The sequence below is a fragment of the Nonomuraea rubra genome (genome assembly GCF_014207985.1).
GTDB lineage: Bacteria > Actinomycetota > Actinomycetes > Streptosporangiales > Streptosporangiaceae > Nonomuraea > Nonomuraea rubra.
In genome coordinates, this window is the sequence record NZ_JACHMI010000001.1 from 9,897,397 (window position 1) to 9,914,139 (window position 16,743).

The 16,743-nt window shown below is 72.7% G+C and carries 14 protein-coding genes; 8 read left to right on the top strand and 6 right to left on the bottom strand.

Annotated elements, in window-relative coordinates:
* Positions 1 to 18: 18 nt before the first annotated feature.
* Both HD593_RS45045 and HD593_RS45050 read left to right on the top strand, forming a co-directional pair.
* Positions 19 to 342 (top strand): PadR family transcriptional regulator, encoded by a 324-nt coding sequence (locus HD593_RS45045; RefSeq protein WP_185109045.1) that lies wholly within the window; start codon positions 19 to 21, stop codon positions 340 to 342.
* Complete coding sequence (locus HD593_RS45050) at positions 339 to 1,229, top strand: hypothetical protein (protein ID WP_185109046.1); 891 nt, start codon at positions 339 to 341, stop codon at positions 1,227 to 1,229. The genes HD593_RS45045 and HD593_RS45050 overlap by 4 nt, the downstream gene beginning before the upstream one ends.
* Before the next feature lie 204 nt (positions 1,230 to 1,433).
* On the opposite strand, the gene HD593_RS45055 is transcribed toward HD593_RS45050, so the two are convergent.
* From HD593_RS45055 to ddaH, 5 genes are all read right to left on the bottom strand, one after another.
* Positions 1,434 to 2,033, bottom strand: a complete 600-nt coding sequence (locus tag HD593_RS45055) for a TetR/AcrR family transcriptional regulator (RefSeq protein ID WP_185109047.1) — start codon at positions 2,031 to 2,033, stop codon at positions 1,434 to 1,436.
* A gap of 10 nt (positions 2,034 to 2,043) precedes the next feature.
* The gene (locus tag HD593_RS45060) at positions 2,044 to 4,650 is read right to left on the bottom strand and encodes a PEP/pyruvate-binding domain-containing protein (protein ID WP_185109048.1); all 2,607 of its coding nucleotides are present in this window, start codon (positions 4,648 to 4,650) and stop codon (positions 2,044 to 2,046) included.
* Complete coding sequence (locus HD593_RS45065; protein WP_312904180.1) at positions 4,647 to 6,023, bottom strand: MFS transporter; 1,377 nt, start codon at positions 6,021 to 6,023, stop codon at positions 4,647 to 4,649. Before HD593_RS45065 ends, HD593_RS45060 begins: the two co-directional genes overlap by 4 nt.
* Before the next feature lie 175 nt (positions 6,024 to 6,198).
* Positions 6,199 to 7,905 (bottom strand): 2-isopropylmalate synthase, encoded by a 1,707-nt coding sequence (gene leuA, locus HD593_RS45070; RefSeq protein WP_185109049.1) that lies wholly within the window; start codon positions 7,903 to 7,905, stop codon positions 6,199 to 6,201.
* 182 nt (positions 7,906 to 8,087) lie between these two features.
* On the bottom strand, positions 8,088 to 8,834 hold the full coding sequence (gene ddaH, locus HD593_RS45075; RefSeq protein ID WP_185109050.1) for a dimethylargininase: 747 nt from the start codon (positions 8,832 to 8,834) through the stop codon (positions 8,088 to 8,090).
* A 38-nt stretch (positions 8,835 to 8,872) separates the two neighbouring features.
* Here ddaH and HD593_RS45080 point away from each other — a divergent pair, with 38 nt between their 5' ends.
* From HD593_RS45080 to HD593_RS45105, 6 genes are all read left to right on the top strand, one after another.
* Positions 8,873 to 9,118 carry a DUF2630 family protein gene (locus HD593_RS45080; protein WP_185109051.1) on the top strand — a complete coding sequence of 82 codons (246 nt, stop codon included), beginning with the start codon at positions 8,873 to 8,875 and terminating at the stop codon, positions 9,116 to 9,118.
* Between the two features lie 44 nt (positions 9,119 to 9,162).
* Complete coding sequence (locus tag HD593_RS45085; protein WP_185109052.1) at positions 9,163 to 10,155, top strand: GNAT family N-acetyltransferase; 993 nt, start codon at positions 9,163 to 9,165, stop codon at positions 10,153 to 10,155.
* Positions 10,156 to 10,189: 34 nt separating this feature from the next.
* Positions 10,190 to 12,310 (top strand): glycoside hydrolase family 6 protein, encoded by a 2,121-nt coding sequence (locus tag HD593_RS45090; protein WP_185109053.1) that lies wholly within the window; start codon positions 10,190 to 10,192, stop codon positions 12,308 to 12,310.
* Between the two features lie 211 nt (positions 12,311 to 12,521).
* On the top strand, positions 12,522 to 13,835 hold the full coding sequence (locus tag HD593_RS45095) for an MFS transporter (protein ID WP_185109054.1): 1,314 nt from the start codon (positions 12,522 to 12,524) through the stop codon (positions 13,833 to 13,835).
* A 9-nt stretch (positions 13,836 to 13,844) separates the two neighbouring features.
* Positions 13,845 to 14,510, top strand: a complete 666-nt coding sequence (locus tag HD593_RS45100; RefSeq protein WP_185109055.1) for a response regulator transcription factor — start codon at positions 13,845 to 13,847, stop codon at positions 14,508 to 14,510.
* Positions 14,507 to 15,835 (top strand): sensor histidine kinase, encoded by a 1,329-nt coding sequence (locus HD593_RS45105; RefSeq protein ID WP_185109056.1) that lies wholly within the window; start codon positions 14,507 to 14,509, stop codon positions 15,833 to 15,835. The genes HD593_RS45100 and HD593_RS45105 overlap by 4 nt, the downstream gene beginning before the upstream one ends.
* Here the strand turns inward: HD593_RS45105 and HD593_RS45110 are convergent.
* Positions 15,826 to 16,734 (bottom strand): TAXI family TRAP transporter solute-binding subunit, encoded by a 909-nt coding sequence (locus tag HD593_RS45110; protein WP_221525312.1) that lies wholly within the window; start codon positions 16,732 to 16,734, stop codon positions 15,826 to 15,828. The genes HD593_RS45105 and HD593_RS45110 overlap by 10 nt on opposite strands.
* Positions 16,735 to 16,743 lie beyond the last annotated feature (9 nt).

Here is a 16,743-nt window from a genome sequence, read left to right on the forward strand (position 1 = left end):
CTAAGTTTTACTGAATACATGGCTCGGAAGTCTCAGGAGCTCGGCCGCTTCACGGACGTGGCGCTGCTGGTGCTCATCAGCCTCGCAGAGGGGCAGAAACACGGATATTTGATGATCAGCGACATCGAGCAGTTCTCGGGCACGTCGCTGGAGCCGGGCACCCTCTACGGGGCGCTGATGCGGCTGGAGGAGCGCGGCTGGATCGAGCCGGTCGAGTCGGCGGAGCGGCGCAAGCCGTACCGGATCACCGGGAGCGGGCGTGACGCGCTGCGCGAGCAGCTCGCCACGCTTCGCCGGGTGGAGCAGGCGGGAGTCCGGCGAGTGGCGTGGGGGCAGGCATGATGCGGAGCGTGGCGGGGGCCGTGCTGAGGCTCTACCCGAAAGCCTGGCGGGATCGGTACGGCGAGGAGGTCGCCGACCTGATCGCCGCGCGGCCGGTGCGGCTGCGCACGGTGACCGACCTGGCCGCCGGGGCGGCCGACGCGTGGCTGCACCACCGCCGCATCCCCGGCGCCCGGCCGCTGCGCGTGCCGCTCTCCGCGGTCCTGGTCGCCGGCGTCTACGCCCTGTGGCTGCTGTGGGGCCCGGCCGGGCGGGACGCGTCCGGCCTCGTGTTCTCGTCGGAGCAGGCGTCCGAGGCCGGCTGGTTGTTCAGGACGGCCATGTCGTGCTTCCTCGCGGCGGGCGCGATGGCGCTGCTGTCGCCGTTGCAGCTCGGCATCGCCGCGCGCGCGGCGGGCAAGCGGGCGCCCTACGGTGCGGCGGCGCGGGCGACGGGGCGGCGGGTGCTGGTGACGGCGCTCATCCTGGCCCTCCCGATCGGGCTCGTCCTGATGATGTACGTCGGCGTCGAGCTGGGCTGGGGGCGTCCCGTTGGCGCGCTCGGCAGTGCCATGGCCGGTGGCTTCTTCGTGCCGGCCCTCATGGCGCTGGTCCTGCCGTTGCCGCTGGCCGCGGCGGCGTCCCCGCTGATGGCGGGCGCGGCGCGGGCCGCCGGCAGGTCGCTGGCGGTGGCGGCCATGCTGAACGCGATCGCCTGGCCGGCCGTGATGGGGCTGATGGTGCTGGGGGTGCGGGACGGGTCGCCGTGGCACGTGGCGGCGGTGGCGGCCGGGGCGCTGATCAGCGTCGGCTTGGCGGCGCTGGTCGCTTGGACCGCGCTCAGGCGGTCCCCGGACGACCCGGCGGCCCTGCCCGGGCACTCACCGCTCGGCCCGACCCGCATCTGAGCGGCCCTCGCGGCGGCGCGGCGCAGGCAGGCGGCTTCCCGGCGGCGCGCCACTGCCGGTTTCCCCAGGCGCGTCATCGCCGTCTTTCCCCGGACGCGCGCCGCCGCCGCCTTCCTCAGGCGCGCGCCGCCTTCCTCAGGCGCGCGCCGCCTTCCTCGGGCGCGCGCCGTCGCCCACTTCGCTGCACCGGCGGTGCCGGGGCGGTCAGCCGGTGGTGTGTGGTTTGAGCAGGGGCACGAGCACTTCGTCCACGATCTCGACCACCAGCCGCTCCGGGATCGGCGGGCCCTCGAAGAGGAAGTGGTGGCGCAGCAGCGCGTGCCCGGAGTCGAGGCGGCGCGGGGTGACGTCCGCCGGATCCACCTCGCCGCGCTCGACCGCCCGCCGCACGACCTCCTCCATCAGCTTCCTGGCCGTGCCCTGGGAGTTGCGGCGCATGGTGCCCAGCGGCGACTCGCCCCGCAGCGCCTCGCCCAGCAGCCCGCGCATCGCCTCACCGGCCGGGCCCGACAGGGCCTGGGCCGTGCGGGTGAGCATGGCGACCAGGTCGCCGCGCAGGCTGCCGGTGTCGGGCGAGCTCTCCGGGCTGGGCAGCGACTGGTAGACCGCCTCCATCACCAGCTCGATGCGGGTGGGCCAGCGCCGGTAGAGCGAGGCCTTGCTGGCCTTGGCGCGCTCGGCGACCCGCTCCATGGTCAGCCCGGCGTAGCCGACCTCGGCCAGCTCGTCGAGCGTGGCCTGGTAGATCGCGGCGCTGAGGGCCTCGCCCCGGCGTCGTGGCAGCTTGCGGTGGTCGGTGACCATGACATGCATTCTAGGAAGCGCCGGTGGCGGCATCGGACGCCGTGCCGGTGCCCGTGGCCGTGCCCGCGGCCGCGCCCGTGCCCGTGGTCGTGGCCGTGGCCGTGGCAGCGTCGTGGACGGTGCCGGTGTCGCCGTTGACCGTGACGAGCCGGCCGTCCGCCAGCACCGAGGTGCCCGTGCCGGTGCCCATGACGGCCGGGATGCCGTACTCCCTGGCCACGATCGCCGCGTGGGAGGCGGCGCCGCCGGCGTCCACGACCACGGCCGCCGCGTGCTGGAACAGCGGAGTCCACGACGGGTTCGTGTACGGGCAGACGAGCACGTCGCCGGGGTCGAGCCGGCAGAAGTCGGCGGGCTTGACGATCACCTTCACCGGGCCGGTGGCGGTGCCGCCGCCCGCCGGGGCGCCGGTGAGCAGCGCGTCGCCGGTGGCGGTGGGCGGGAAGATCGCGGCCGGGTCGATGAGCCGTACGCCGGAGAGCTCCTCCCGCTTGAGCGCCCGCCGGCTGACGGTCTCGCGCAGCCGCTCGGCGTCCGCTCCGCGCAGGGCGGCCACGTCCTCGATCTCCTCCAGCTCGGCCAGCCGCAGGTGGAAAACGTCCTCCGGCGCGGCCAGCGCGCCCGCGTCGCGCAGGCGGCGGCCCAGCTCCAGCAGCGACCTGCGCAGGACGGGCTGCGGCATCATGAAGTAGAAGTGGCTGTCCTCCCTGAACGCGACACCCGCGCGCGCCGCCTCCACCCAGCGCGTGATCCGGGCACGACGGGCCTTCGAGCGTCGCAGCAGGGGGTGGGCGAGCAGCCGCTCAAGCGCCCCATCCGGCTGCGCGGGTGCCCCCGTGGGCGTGGGTGCCCCCGCTGGCGTAGTCGCCCCTGTGGGCGTGGGCGACCCCGCCGACGTAGGTGAACCCGCCGGCATAGGCGAACCCGCCGACGTGGGCGAACCCGTGGGCGGGGGCGGCCCCGCGGCCAGTACCTTCACCAGGCCGAGGACGACCTCGGGGGCGTCCGCCCAGGAGGGTGTGGTGACGAGGATGGGGCTGGAGGTCTCGCGGTGGCCGTACTCGTCCAGGAACGCCGCCAGCGCGTCCGCGAACTCGGCCGGCGGCGGGCCAGGCTCCAGCGCCCCCGTGCGCCGGGCCACCTCGGCCAGGTGTTCCAGGGCCCGGTTGGTGTCCGTGGTCCGGGTACGCGCCCCGTGCAGCAGATCCGCGAACAGCTCCCGCCGCCCCAGCAGCCGGACCGCCACCAGCAACCGCAGCAACGCCAGCCCGGTCCCCGGCAGGTAGTCGATCCGCAGGTCGGCCACGGGCGGGACCAGGTCGAGCGCCTGCCGGGGCACGCGCAGCAGCTCGTCCCACGGCATCGCCCGCAGGTCGCGGGCACGCAGCGCCTCGATCGCCACCAGGTAGTCGCGGAAGCGCCGGTCCTGCGTCCATCGCGCCGGGTCGTGCCGCCTGGCCCTGGCCAGCACCAGGAACGGCGCCGCGAGCACCTTGGGGGCCGGCTTCGGGGCCGGGGGCAGCAGCCGGTAGACGACCTCGTCCTCCTCCTGGAGGAAGCCTTCGAACGCGTGCCGCACGCCGAAGCTGCCCAGGACGTTGCGCATCAGCCCCGCCGGGCCGTCCGGGACCCAGGTGGACATGTCGATCGGGTACGGCCGTTCGGGCAGGTACTCCAGCAGGACGGCGGCCAGGCGGCGCTGGAACGGGTTGAGCCGGCCCAACGGAGGCGGCGGCAGCGCGGTCATCGGCCGTGCCTGCAGCAGGTGGAGCCGCCCGCCCGCGTACGCCCACTCGATGTCCTGCGGCCGCCCGAAATGCGCGGCCACGTCACGGCCCAGCCGCCCCAGCTCCGCCACCACGGCATCCGGCAACCGCCCGCCCCGCTCCCCTAGCACCCCATCCGCAGACGACGCGCCCGGCTCCCCGTCCTCGCGGACGACCCCGCCACCGGCCGCGCTGCGGATGACCACCTCCCGCCGTCCGGGCGTGAAGTCGACGTGCCCGCGCGCGTCCAGCACGTAGTGGTCCGGCGTGACGAGCCCCGAGACGACGGCCTCGCCGAGCCCGCTGCTGGCGTCGATGACGAGCTGCGTGCGGTCGCCGGTGACCGGGTTCGCGGTGAACATGACGCCCGCCGTCTCCGCCTCCACCATGCTCTGCACGACCACCGCGATCCGCACGTCGTCATCGTTGATGCCCAGCCGGGCGCGGTAGGCGACGGCGCGCTCGGTCCAGAGCGACCCCCAGCAGCGGCGTACGGCGTCGAGCAGGGCCCGCTCGCCGACGACGTTGAGGTAGGTGTCCTGCTGGCCGGCGAACGCGGCGCCCGGCAGATCCTCGGCCGTGGCACTGGACCGCACGGCCACGGGCCCGCCGCCGAGCCGCGCGTACGCGGCCGTGATCGCCTCCCGCACGTCCGCGGGCAGCTCCACCCGCTCGAAGCCGGCGGGCGTGGACCGGCCCTGGGCCACCAGCTCGTACGCGTGCGTGGTGACCACGAAGCCGTCGGGCACCGGAAAGGCGCTCCTGACCAGCTCGCCCAGGTTGGCGCCCTTCCCTCCGGCGATGGCCAGGTCGGCGCGGCCGAAGGCGTTCAGGGGTGCGACGAGTTTCACCGGTTCTCCTCGACATGAGCGGTGGTACGGAGGGGGCGCACGGGCAGGGCCAGCGCCAGGAGGAACGCCACGACGAGCAGCGGCGCCATGGCCGCGAACACGGGGGGCGCGGCGGCGGCGAACGCGTCACGCACCCCTTCCGGCAGGCTCGCCGGTGAGGTGCTGGAGAGGCCCGATCGCAGCGTGATCAGCGCCCCCACCAGCGCGACCCCGGCCGACGCGCCGACCTGGCGCAGGAACGTCACCGACGAGGTGGCGGTGCCGAGGTCGGCGTAGTCCACGGCGTTCTGCGCGGCCAGCACCATGACCTGCATGACCAGCCCGACCCCGAGCCCGGTCAGCAGCAGGGCGAGAACGAGCACGACCGGCCCGGCCCCGGCCAGGCCCATCAGCCCGAGCCCCGCCGCCGACAGGGCCGTGCCCGCGACGGGGTACGGCTTGTACGTCCCCGTCCTGGTGATGAGCCGGCCGGAGACGACGGCGGTGAGCAGCACGCCGCCCATGAGCACGGTCACCAGCAGCCCGGCCTGCGTGGCGCTGGTGTGCAGGGCGATCTGCGCGTACGCCGGCAGGTACGTGATCGTCCCGAACAGCGCGAACCCGATGAGCAGGCTGATCAGCACGGGCACCGCGAACGCCCGGTCGCGGAACAGCCGCAGCGGCAGGATCGGATCCCGCGCGTAGCGGGCGCTGACCAGCCACGCCACCACGCCGGCGGCGGCCAGGGCCAGGTAGGCGGGGTTGCCGCTCTCCCCCACCATGACCACGCCGACCACGGCGACGCCCAGCGTGAGGGCCCCGGCCACGTCGAGCGGCGCCCGCGTACGGGGCCGCGGCAGCTTCAGCGCCACGCTCAGCAGAACCAGCGCCAGCAGCCCGAGCGGCGGGTGGACGGCGAAGATCCACCGCCACCCCGGCCCGTCGACGAAGAACCCGCCGACCAGCGGCCCGCCCACGGCGGCCACGATGTACGCGGCTCCGAACAGGCCGAGGTAACGCCCCCGCTCCCGCGGGCTCACGATCTCCCCGATGATCGCCTGGGCGCCGATCATGAGCCCGCCGCCGCCCAAGCCCTGGATCGCGCGGAAGGCGATGAACTGCGGCATCGACGTGGCCAGCCCGCACAGCACGGCTCCGGTCACGAAGATCACGATGGCGGCCTGCATGATGGGCTTGCGGCCGTACCGGTCGCCGAGCTTGCCGTAGACGGGCATGGCGACGGTGGCGGCGACGAGGTAGGCGGTGACGACGGCGGGCATGCGGTCGAGCCCGCCCAGCGCGCCGGCGACGGCGGGCAGCGCGGGCGCCATGACCGTCTGGTCCAGCGCGCCGAGCAGCATCGCCAGCATCAGCCCGGCCAGCACGAGACCCACGGCCCACCACCTCCTTAGTAAACGGCACGTTCTCTAAGCAGCATAGAATTCAGCCCAGAGAAACGCAACGTTCACTAAGACGCGAAAAAAGGGGCACGGCGAGAACACTCGCCGTACCCCTGTCAGAACCGGGCACGGCGAGAACGCTCGCCGTGCCCGTGTCGGAAACGCCGCGTCAGCGCGAGGCGCGGTTGACCGCGGAGATGATGGCCTTCAGCGAGGCCGTCGTGGTGTTGGCGTCGATGCCCACACCCCACAGCACCTTCCCGTTGACCTCGCACTCCAGGTAGGAGGCCGCCTTGGCGTCGGAGCCCGCGCTCATCGCGTGCTCCACGTAGTCGAGGACCCGCACCTGCATGCCGACGCGCGCGATCGCGTCGATGAACGCCGAGATCGGGCCGTTGCCCTTGCCCTCGACCTCGCGAATCTCCCCGTCGAGGCGTACGTCGGCGCTGATGAGGTCCTTGTCGTCGACCGTGGACTCGTGACGGTGCGCCATGAGGCTCAGCCGGCCCCAGCGGTTGGCCGGGTTGGGCAGGTACTCGTCGCGGAAGATCTCGAACATCGCGGCCGGGCTGATCTCGCCGCCCTCGCTGTCCGTGCGCGCCTGCACGACCTTGGAGAACTCGATCTGCAGCCGGCGCGGCAGGTCGAGCTGGTGGTCGGCCTTCATGATGTACGCGACGCCGCCCTTGCCCGACTGGCTGTTGACCCGGATGACGGCCTCGTAGCTGCGCCCGATGTCCTTCGGGTCGATCGGCAGGTACGGCACCGCCCAGGTGAACTCGTCCACCGGCACCCCGGCCACGGCCGCGTCGCGCTCCAGGTGCTCGAAGCCCTTCTTGATGGCGTCCTGGTGGGAGCCGGAGAAGGCGGTGTAGACCAGCTCGCCGCCCCACGGGTGGCGCGGGTGCACGGGCAGCTGGTTGCAGTACTCGGTGACGCGGCGGATCTCGTCGATGTCACTGAAGTCGATCTCGGGGTCGACGCCCTGGGAGAACAGGTTCATGCCCAGGGTGACCAGGCAGACGTTGCCGGTGCGCTCGCCGTTGCCGAACAGGCAGCCCTCGATGCGGTCGGCGCCGGCCATGTAGCCCAGCTCGGCGGCGGCCACGGCGCTGCCGCGGTCGTTGTGCGGGTGCAGCGACAGGACGATCGAGTCGCGGTGCTTGAGGTTGCGGTGCATCCACTCGATCTGGTCGGCGTAGATGTTCGGGGTGGCCATCTCGACCGTGGCGGGCAGGTTGATGATCACCTTGCGGTCGGGCGTGGGCTGCCACACCTCGTTGACCGCGTCGCACACCTCGACGGCGTACTCCAGCTCGGTGCCGGTGAACGACTCCGGGGAGTACTGGAAGTGGACGTCCACGTCGCTGGCGTCGGCGAGCTTCTTGACCAGCTTGGCGCCCTCGACAGCGATGGCGGTGATGCCGTCCTTGTCCTGGCCGAAGACGACGCGGCGCTGGAGGGTGGAGGTCGAGTTGTACAGGTGCACGATGGCCTGCTTGGCGCCCTCGATGGACTCGAAGGTCCGCTCGATCAGCTCGGGACGGGCCTGCGTCAGCACCTGGATGACCACGTCGTCGGGGATGCGCCCCTCGTCGATGATCTGCCGGATGAAGTCGAAGTCGGTCTGCGAGGCGGCGGGGAAGCCTACCTCGATCTCCTTGTAGCCCATGCGTACCAGCAGCTCGAACATCTGGAGCTTGCGGTGCGAGTCCATCGGGTCGATCAGGGCCTGGTTGCCGTCACGCAGGTCCACAGCGCACCATCGCGGCGCCTTGGTGATCACCTTGTCGGGCCAGGTGCGGTCGGTCAGCCGGATGGGCTCGAACGGCTGGTAACGATGGACGGGCATGCGGCTGGGCTGCTGAGCGGTCATGATCGGATGCTCCTCGTCGGTCTCAGGAAGGAAGCGGCCGACGCGCATGACTCGCTCCGCGGCGAGGGAGCCGGCCTTACAGGCCCCCGCCGCGGCAGCTAAGAAGGAGCCCGCGCAGCATGACATGCACGCTACCAGACGTCTCGGGATGCACCGCCCCGGATCTCAGAATCTGAGAACCGTCAATCGGCCACCAGCACGCTCAAGCAGGTCACACAACCTTCAAGCTTCTCGTATTCCGAGATATCTACCTTCGTCACGAAATATCCGCGTTTTTCGAGCATGACGGCGGTCTGCGGGGCCGACGCGGCCAGCAGCACGCGGTCCTCGCCCAGCACCACCACGTGCGCGCCCGCCTCCTCCTCCGGCACCAGCATTCCGGGCAGGTCCACACAGGCGGGATCCCCGATGAGCGTCCCGTCGGGCAGCGCGGTCACCGCCGACTTCAGGTGCAGCACGCCGCGCAGCTCCACGGGCACCACCCGGCGCTCGGGCAGCAGGGCCGCCAGCTGCGCGATGCCCTCGTCGCTGGACCTGGCGGACCTGCCCACGTACACGGTGGATCCGGCCTGCAGCACGTCGCCGCCGTCGAGCGTGCCGGGTGGCACGATCCTCACCGACTTCAGGCCCAGCTCCTGTACGGCGCGCGCCACCGGCTCCACCTCCGGCCGCCTCTCCGGCGCTCCCGGCCTGGTCAGCACCGCCAGCCGGCCCGACACCACCACGGTGTCCTCCACGAACGGCGCGTCGGGCAGGTCGTCGGCGCGCGGCACGTACACCGGCCGCCAGCCCGCCCGGGCCAGCGCCGCGGCGTAGGCGTCGTGCTGGGCGGCGGCCCGTTCGTGATCCACCGGCTGCCGCTCGATGTGCGTGACGATGCCCTCGGAGATCCTCGGACCGGGCTTCCTTACCAGCGCCATACCACCCATAGGGCGTGTTCTATCACGCGGTGATTAGAGTCTTGGGCATGCGGGACGACGAGATTCTCACCAGGATCAGCGCTCTGGTCACCGAGGAACACGAGCTGCGCGACAGGCTGTCCGCCGGCCAGGTGACCTCCGACCAGGAGCACGCACGCATCAAGGAGCTGGAGACGGCCCTCGACCAGTGCTGGGACCTGCTCAGGCAACGCCGGGCCAGGCGCAGCGCCGGCGACGACCCCGACGGCGCCGCCGCCCGCCCGGCGGGCGAGGTGGAGAACTACCGCCAGTAGAAAACCATTCGCCCCGGCCGGTGGGGGTGCGCTTGGCTGGGGGCATGCGGATCCAGCCCATCGCGATTCCCGACCGGCCGGGCGAGCCCGCCGACGCCACCCTGGTCGCGGGCCTGCACGCCGCGTACGCGGCCGGCTACCACGAGGACGCGGGCCCCGTGATCCCGCTCTCCCGGTTCCGCCATGACTTCTGCACGCACTCGTTCGGCGGGCGGGTGGAGCCGTGGGCGCTGATCGAGGACAACCGGGTCATCGGTGGCTACGCGCTCGGGTTCCCCCAGCTCGACAACCGGCACATGGGGTGGATCTTCCCCCTGGTCGTGCACCCCGCGCACCGCGGGCGCGGCCTCGGCTCCGCGCTCTTCGAGCACGCCCTCGGCCGCATGCGGGCGCACGCCCGTACCCTCCTGCTCACCGAAACCCTTGCCACCGGCACGGGCGCCCGCTTCGCCCGCAAGCACGGCATGAGCGTGGCGCTGCCGGAGGCGCGCCGCACGCTGGACCTGCGCAAGGCCGACTGGCCCGCTCTGGAGCGGATGGTCCCCCAGGTCGAGGGCTACAGCCTGGAGCGCTGGATCGGCCCGACCGCCCCCGAGCTGTTGCCCGACCTCGCCACTCTCATGAGCGGCATGAACGACGCCCCGCGCGACAGCGGCGTCGAGGACCAGAACTACAGCCTCGAACGCCTGCGCTACCGCGAGGAGAACATGCCGGACATCGGCCAGACCTGTTACACCACGATCGCCCGCCGCCACTCCGACGGCGCTCCAGCCGCGTTCACCCGCGTCTACCTCGACACCGACCGCTCCGACGGCTGGGCTCACCAGAGCGACACCGCGGTCCTGCGCCCCCACCGCGGCCACCGGCTCGGCCTGCTGGTCAAGCTCGCCAACCTGCTCTGGCTGCGCGAGCGCGAGCCGCACCTCGAACGGATCATCACCTGGAACGCCACCAGCAACAGCCACATGCTCGCCATCAACGAGGCCATGGGCTTCGAGCTCTTCGACGAGTGGAGCGAGTGGCGCCTGACCCTGTAGAGCCCATGGATCATCCGGGCTAACCTGAGCCTCTATGACCTTGGAGGTGCTGAGGGACGGCGACCCGGCGCGGGTGGGGCCGTACACCCTCCTCGGCCGGCTGGGCGAGGGCGGCATGGGCGTCGTCTACCTCGCCCGCGACCCGTCCGGCACGCGGGTGGCCGTCAAGCTGCTGCACGCCAGGATGGACGCGCACCCCGACTTCAGGCGGCGCTTCGCCCGCGAGGTCGCCGCCGCCCAGCGCGTCGCCCGCTTCTGCACCGCGCCCGTCCTCGACGCCGACGTGCAGGGACGGCTCGCGTACCTGGTGACGGAGTACGTCGAGGGCCCCAGCCTCAAGGAGGCCGTCGACACCTCCGGCCCGCTGCGCGGCTCCGCCCTCGACGGCCTGGCCGCCTCGATGGCCATGGCCCTGCGAGCCATCCACGGGGCCGGGGTGGTCCATCGCGACCTGAAGCCGTCCAACGTGCTGCTCTCCCAGGTGGGGCCCAAGGTCATCGACTTCGGCGTCGCCTGGCTCGCCGACGCCGAGGCGAGCAGCGCGGTGCTGGGGACACCGGCGTACATGTCGCCCGAGCAGGTGTCGGGCGATCCGGCCGGGCCGGCCTCCGACATCTTCTCCTGGGGCTGCACGGTCGCCTTCGCCGCCTGCGGCACCCCGCCGTTCGGCTCGGGCTCCATCCCGACCCTCCTCCTCCGCATCGCCAACGACCCCCCGGCCCTGAACGGCCTCCCACCCCTGCTCCACGACCTGGTCCAGGCCGCCCTCTCCAAGAACCCGGAAGACCGCCCCACCGCCCAGGCCCTCATGGACCACCTCAGCACCGGGGGTTCCGGGAGTATGGAGGTGCCGGGCTCAGGCGGCGCGAATCTAGGCGTGGCACCCGCAGGCGACGCGAGCGCGAGCAGCACGGACGCGGGCACGGGTGCACACGTGAGCACGGAGGCAGGTTCAGGCACAGACGCGGGCGCGGGCGGCAAGGCACGGATGGCGGCAGGGCCCGGCCGGCGCAGGCTGCTGGCCACGGCAGCCGCCCTGCTGGTCGCGGTGGGCGGGATCTCGGCGGCCTTGGCCATGCGCGAGCCCCCGGCGACCTCCGGCAGACCACCATCCACCGCCACCCCGCCGACCACCTCCCAGAACCCGCTCAGATCAACACAACCCATCACCTTCTACGCCCCAGAAGAGCCAGGCGCCGCCCGCCAGGCAGCCCTGTGGAAGGACGACCGCCCCGCGGACGCCGAGCTCATGCGCAAGCTGGCCCGGATCCCGCACGCCATCCGCCTCAACCAGCCCGAGGTCAGGTCGAAGGTGGACGCGACGGTCACCGCGGCGGAGCAGGCAGGCGGCGTCCCGGTGTTCCTCGTCAGCTACCTCCCGGGCAACGAGTGCCGGCAGGCGAGCGCCGCGGCCATGCCCGCCTACGGGGAGTGGCTCGCCGGCATCGCCCGCCAGATCGGCACCTCCAGGGCGGTGGTCATCCTGGAGCCGGGCAGCCTGGTCAGGGTCCCGGGCACGGAACAGTGCCCCACCCAGCAGGGCTCGCCGGAGCAGCGCTACCGGGACCTGCGCCAGGCCGTACAGACCCTCAAGGCGAACCCAGGCACGGCCGTCTACCTGGACGGCAGCCAGGACTTCTGGCCCGGCACCGAGACCATGGCCGAGCGCCTGATCGGGGCGGGCATCGACAAGGCGGACGGGTTCTTCGTCAACACGGCCGGCTACCAGAGCACCGGCAAGAGCGTCGAGTACGGCAAGGCCCTGTCCGCCTGCATCAGCGTACGGCTGAGGTCGGGCGGGACGGCCTGCCCGCGCGACGCCGACGTGGACCCGGCGACCATGCCGCACTTCGTGGTCGACACCAGCAGGAACGGCCAGGGCTCCTGGACCCCGGACAAGCACTACGAGGACCCGCAGACCTGGTGCAACCCGCCGGGCAGGGGCGTCGGCGACCGTCCCACGACCGAGACGGGCGAGGAGCTGGTGGACGCGTACCTGTGGATCGCCCGCGCGGGCACCTCCAGCGGCCGGTGCAGGCGGGGCACGGACGGGGAGCGGGATCCCGAGCGCGGCGTGGTGTCCCCGCCGAGCGGCGAGTGGTGGGCGGACCTGGCGCTGGAACGGGCGAAGAACGCCAACCCGCCCTTGACCTGACCCCACCCTGCCACCGCACCGCCGCACGACCCGCACCACCGCGCCGCGCCGCCGGCAACAGCCGCCACTCCCACCCCGCTGTTGCGACGGCGTTAATGCCGCGTAAGAAGTCATGTTAAGCGGACGTTAGATCTCCCCCCTGCTCCCTTGCCCGGACAATCTTCCACCACGAGGCTCTGACCAGCAGGTACTCCCCCCAGGAGGTTGTCACGTGAGCAAGGCACGCGTGCCGTGGAAGGCCGTCATCGGCGGCTCCATCGGCAACATGGTCGAGTGGTACGACTGGTTCGTCTACAGCAGCTTCGCCATCTACTTCGCCGCCTCCTTCTTCCCGGAGGGCAACGACACGGCGAAGCTGCTCAACACCGCGGCCATCTTCGCCGTCGGCTTCTTCATGCGCCCGCTCGGCGGCTGGCTGCTCGGCCGCTACGCCGACAGGCGAGGCCGCAAGGCGGCGCTGACGCTCACGGTCACCCTCATGTCCGCCAGCGCCCTGCTGATCGCCATCGCCCCGACGTACGAGGCGGTCGGCTACTTCGGCGCGCTGGTCCTGGTGGTGGCCCGCCTGCTGCAGGGCCTGTCGGTGGGCGGCGAGTACGCGGCCAGCGCCACGTACCTGACGGAGGCCACCCCGCGCGGCCGCCGCGGTTTCGCCTCCAGCTTCCAGTACGTCTCCATGACCGCCGGCCAGCTCGTCGGCCTGGGCCTGCAGATCATCCTGCAGAACACCATGTCCAAGGAGGCCCTGAGCTCGTACGGCTGGCGCATCCCGTTCGTGGTCGGCGCCCTGGCCGCCGCGGTCGTGTTCTACCTGCGCCGCAACCTCCTGGAGACGGAGGCGTACGACGAGGAGGAGCGCGATCACTCGAAGGGCCGCGGCACGATCAGGGCGCTGCTGGGCCACAAGAAGGAGGCGCTGCTGGTCATCGCGCTGACGATGGGCGGCACGGTCGCGTACTACACCTACACGACGTACCTCACCAAGTACCTGTCGAACACCGCGGGCCTGCCCAAGGAGACGGCCACGCTGGTGAGTTTCTGCGCGCTGTTCATCTTCATGTGCCTGCAGCCGCTGGCGGGCGGCCTGTCGGACCGGATCGGGCGCAGGCCGCTGCTGATCACGTTCGGGATCGGGTCGATGCTGGGCACGGTGCCGCTGATGACGGCGCTGGGCGGGGTGCAGGGCTTCGGCGGCGGGCTGGTGCTGTCGCTGATCGGCCTGGTGATCGTGACGGGGTACACCTCGATCAACGCGGTGGTGAAGGCAGAGCTGTTCCCGACGAACGTGCGGGCGCTCGGCGTGGCGCTCCCGTACGCCATCGCGAACGCCCTGTTCGGCGGCACCGCCGAGTACGTGGCGCTGTGGTTCAAGGACAGCGGCATCGAGTCCGGCTTCTTCTGGTACGTCTCGGGTTGCGCCGCCGTGTCCCTCGTCGTGTACCTCACCATGCGTGAGACCCGGGATGCCGCGCTGTCCCGCACCGAGCTGGCCACGCAGGGAGAAACGGTCCCCACGCGCGTCTAACCTGGCGTTATGCGAGTTCTGCTGGTCGAGGACGACGATCGGCTGGCCGCCGCCCTCACCAAGGCCCTGGCCCGGCACGGCCATCAGGTGTTCCGGGCGGGCCTGGCCGTGGACGCCCTCCGCCTGGCGGGGGGCGTCGACTTCGTGCTGCTGGACCTGGGGCTGCCCGACATGGACGGGCTGGACGTGCTGCGCCGCCTGCGCCGGGTGTCGGCGGTGCCGCTGATCGTGGTCACCGCGCGTACCGAGGAGCGGGAGGTGCTGCGCGGCCTGCGGTCCGGCGCCGACGACTACCTGGTCAAGCCGTTCCGCACGGTGGAGCTGATGGCCCGCATGGAGGCGGTGGTGCGGCGCGGCACGCGTCCGCGCCCGCAGCGCGACGACGTGGTGAACGTCGGCGACGTGCGCATCGACCTGGAGTCGCGGCAGGTCACGGTGGCCGGGGAGCCGGTGACGCTGACGCGGCGGGAGTTCGACCTGCTGGCGATGCTGGCGCGCGAGCCCGGCGTGGTGCGCGGCAGGGAGGAGATCCTGGACGAGATCTGGGGCGACCCGCTGCTGTCGGCCTCGCGCTCGCTGGATGTGCACGTGGCGAACCTGCGCTCGAAGACCGGCCGCCCCGGGCTGGTGGAGACGCTGCGCGGGACCGGCTACCGGCTGGGCTCGACAGCGTGAACTCGCGGCTCGTGGTCACGTTCACGACGCTGATCGTGTTCCTGGTCGCGGCGCTGGCGGTGCCGCTGGGCCTGGCGTACGCCGCTCACCGTACCAACCGCCTGCTGCTGGACCGCCGCGCCGACGCCACCCGCTTCGCGGAGCTGGCGGACCAGGCGGCCCGCGACGACGACCGCACGGGGCTGATCGCCGAGATCAACCGCTACGCCGACCTGTACGGCGCCGCCGTCCGCGTACGCGACCGCGACGGCTCCCTGAGGCTGTCCGCCGGCCGGTTCGAGGCCGACGACCGCGACGCGCTGCGCCTGGCGCTGTCGGGCCGCACGACCGAGGACCTGCCCACGATCACCCCGTTCGGCCCGGCCACGGTGCTGCTGGCGGAGCCGGCGGGACGGGACGCGGCGATCTCCGGCGTGGTGCTGCTGCAGGCGCCCGCCGACCAGGCCCGGCGGGACGTGACGCTGGTGTGGGGCTCGCTGGCGCTGGGCGCGCTGGTCGCGCTGGTGTACGGGATGCTGGCGGCCAGGCGGCTGGCCCACTGGATCCTGCGCCCCGTCACTGAGCTCGACCGCACCACCCGGGCCATCGCGCAGGGGCGGCTGGACGCGCGGGCGCTTCCCGGGGCCGGCCCGTCGGAGTTGCGGCGGCTGGAGGAGCGGTTCAACACGATGGCGGACGCGGTGGCGGGGGCGATGGAGCGGCAGCGGGCGTTCGTGGCCGACGCCTCGCACGAGCTGCGTACCCCGCTCACGGTGCTCGGGTTGCGGCTGGAGAACCTGGAGCCGCACCTGCGTGAGGAGGGGACGGCCGAGTTCGAGGAGGCGATGGCGGAGCTGGACCGGCTGGCGCTGCTGGTGGAGGACCTGCTGGCGCTGGCGAAGGTGGAGGCGGGCGCGGGCGTCGCGGCCAAGGAGGCCGACCTGGCGGCGCGGCTGGCGGCCTGGCGAGAGGTGTACGCGGCCAAGGACGTACGCCTGCTGGCCGACCTTCCGGAGGAGTCGCTCGTTCCGGAGGCCGCGGCCAGGATCGCGGACATCGCCCTCGACAACGCCCAGAAGTTCGTCCCCGCGGGCGGCACGGTCACCGTCACCCTGGAGGACGGCGTGCTGCGCGTGGCCGACGACGGCCCGGGGCTGAGCGAGGAGGAGCGCGCGGAGGCGCTGGGCCGCTTCTGGCGTTCCGGCGCGCACGCGAACGTGCCGGGCAGCGGCCTGGGGCTGGCCATCGCCACCGAGCTGGCCAGGGCGTCCGGGGCCACGCTGCGGCTGCTGCCGGCCGTACCGCACGGCCTGGTGGTGGAGCTCCGGCTGCCCTGTCAGCCGTAGACGGAGCGGTAGTAGCGGGCGGCGCCGGGATGCAGCGGCACGACACCGGTGCCGATCGCGTACCGCTCGTCCAGCCGCCCTCCGGGGGCCGACGGGGCCTGGAGGCGGTCGCGGGAGCTGAACAGGGTCTCGGTGATCGTGTAGGCCAGGTCGGCGGAGAGCGAGTTGCGGCACATCAGGTAGCTGGGCGTGCCGACCGTCCGGACGGACCTGGTGCCGCCGTAGGTGCCCGCGGGCACGGACGCGTCCTCGTACACGGGCCCGAACCGCCGCCGCAGCACCGGCACCATCGCCTCCAGCGACACCAGCCGCACGTCGTCCCGCGAGGCCAGCGCGGGCGTGGGCACCCCGCCGGACCAGAAGAACGCCTCGATCCGCCCGCCGAGCAGCGCCTCGACGGAGGCGTCCAGGTCGAGCCTGGTGATCGCGGGCGCCCGGCTCAGCCCGGCGACGGCCAGCACCCGGGCGGCGGTCACCGCGGTCCCCGACCCCTCGACGCCGATCGACACGGCCCGGCCCGCGAGCTGCCCCACCGTGGTGATCGCCGAGTCCCTGGCCACGACCAGATGCACGTAGTTCAGGTACATCCTGGCCAGGGCGGCGACGGGCCGGCGGCGGACGCGTACCGCGTCGTCGGCGCTGTCGGCCAGCGCGAACCCGGCGTCGGCCCGCCCGTCGGTCATCATCGTGAGGTTCTGCACGCTCGCGGCGGTCGGCAGCTCCCGCACCCGCATCCCGCCGCGCCGCAGCTCCTGCGCGAGCCGCTCCCCGAGCTCCCGGTACGGCCCGCCGGTCAGCCCGGTGGCCAGCCGCAGCTCGAACGCCTCGTCCCCGGCCCCTGAGCACCCGGCCGCCGCGAGCACGGCGAGCCCCAGCAGGGTACGGCGGGATATGGACATGAATTCACG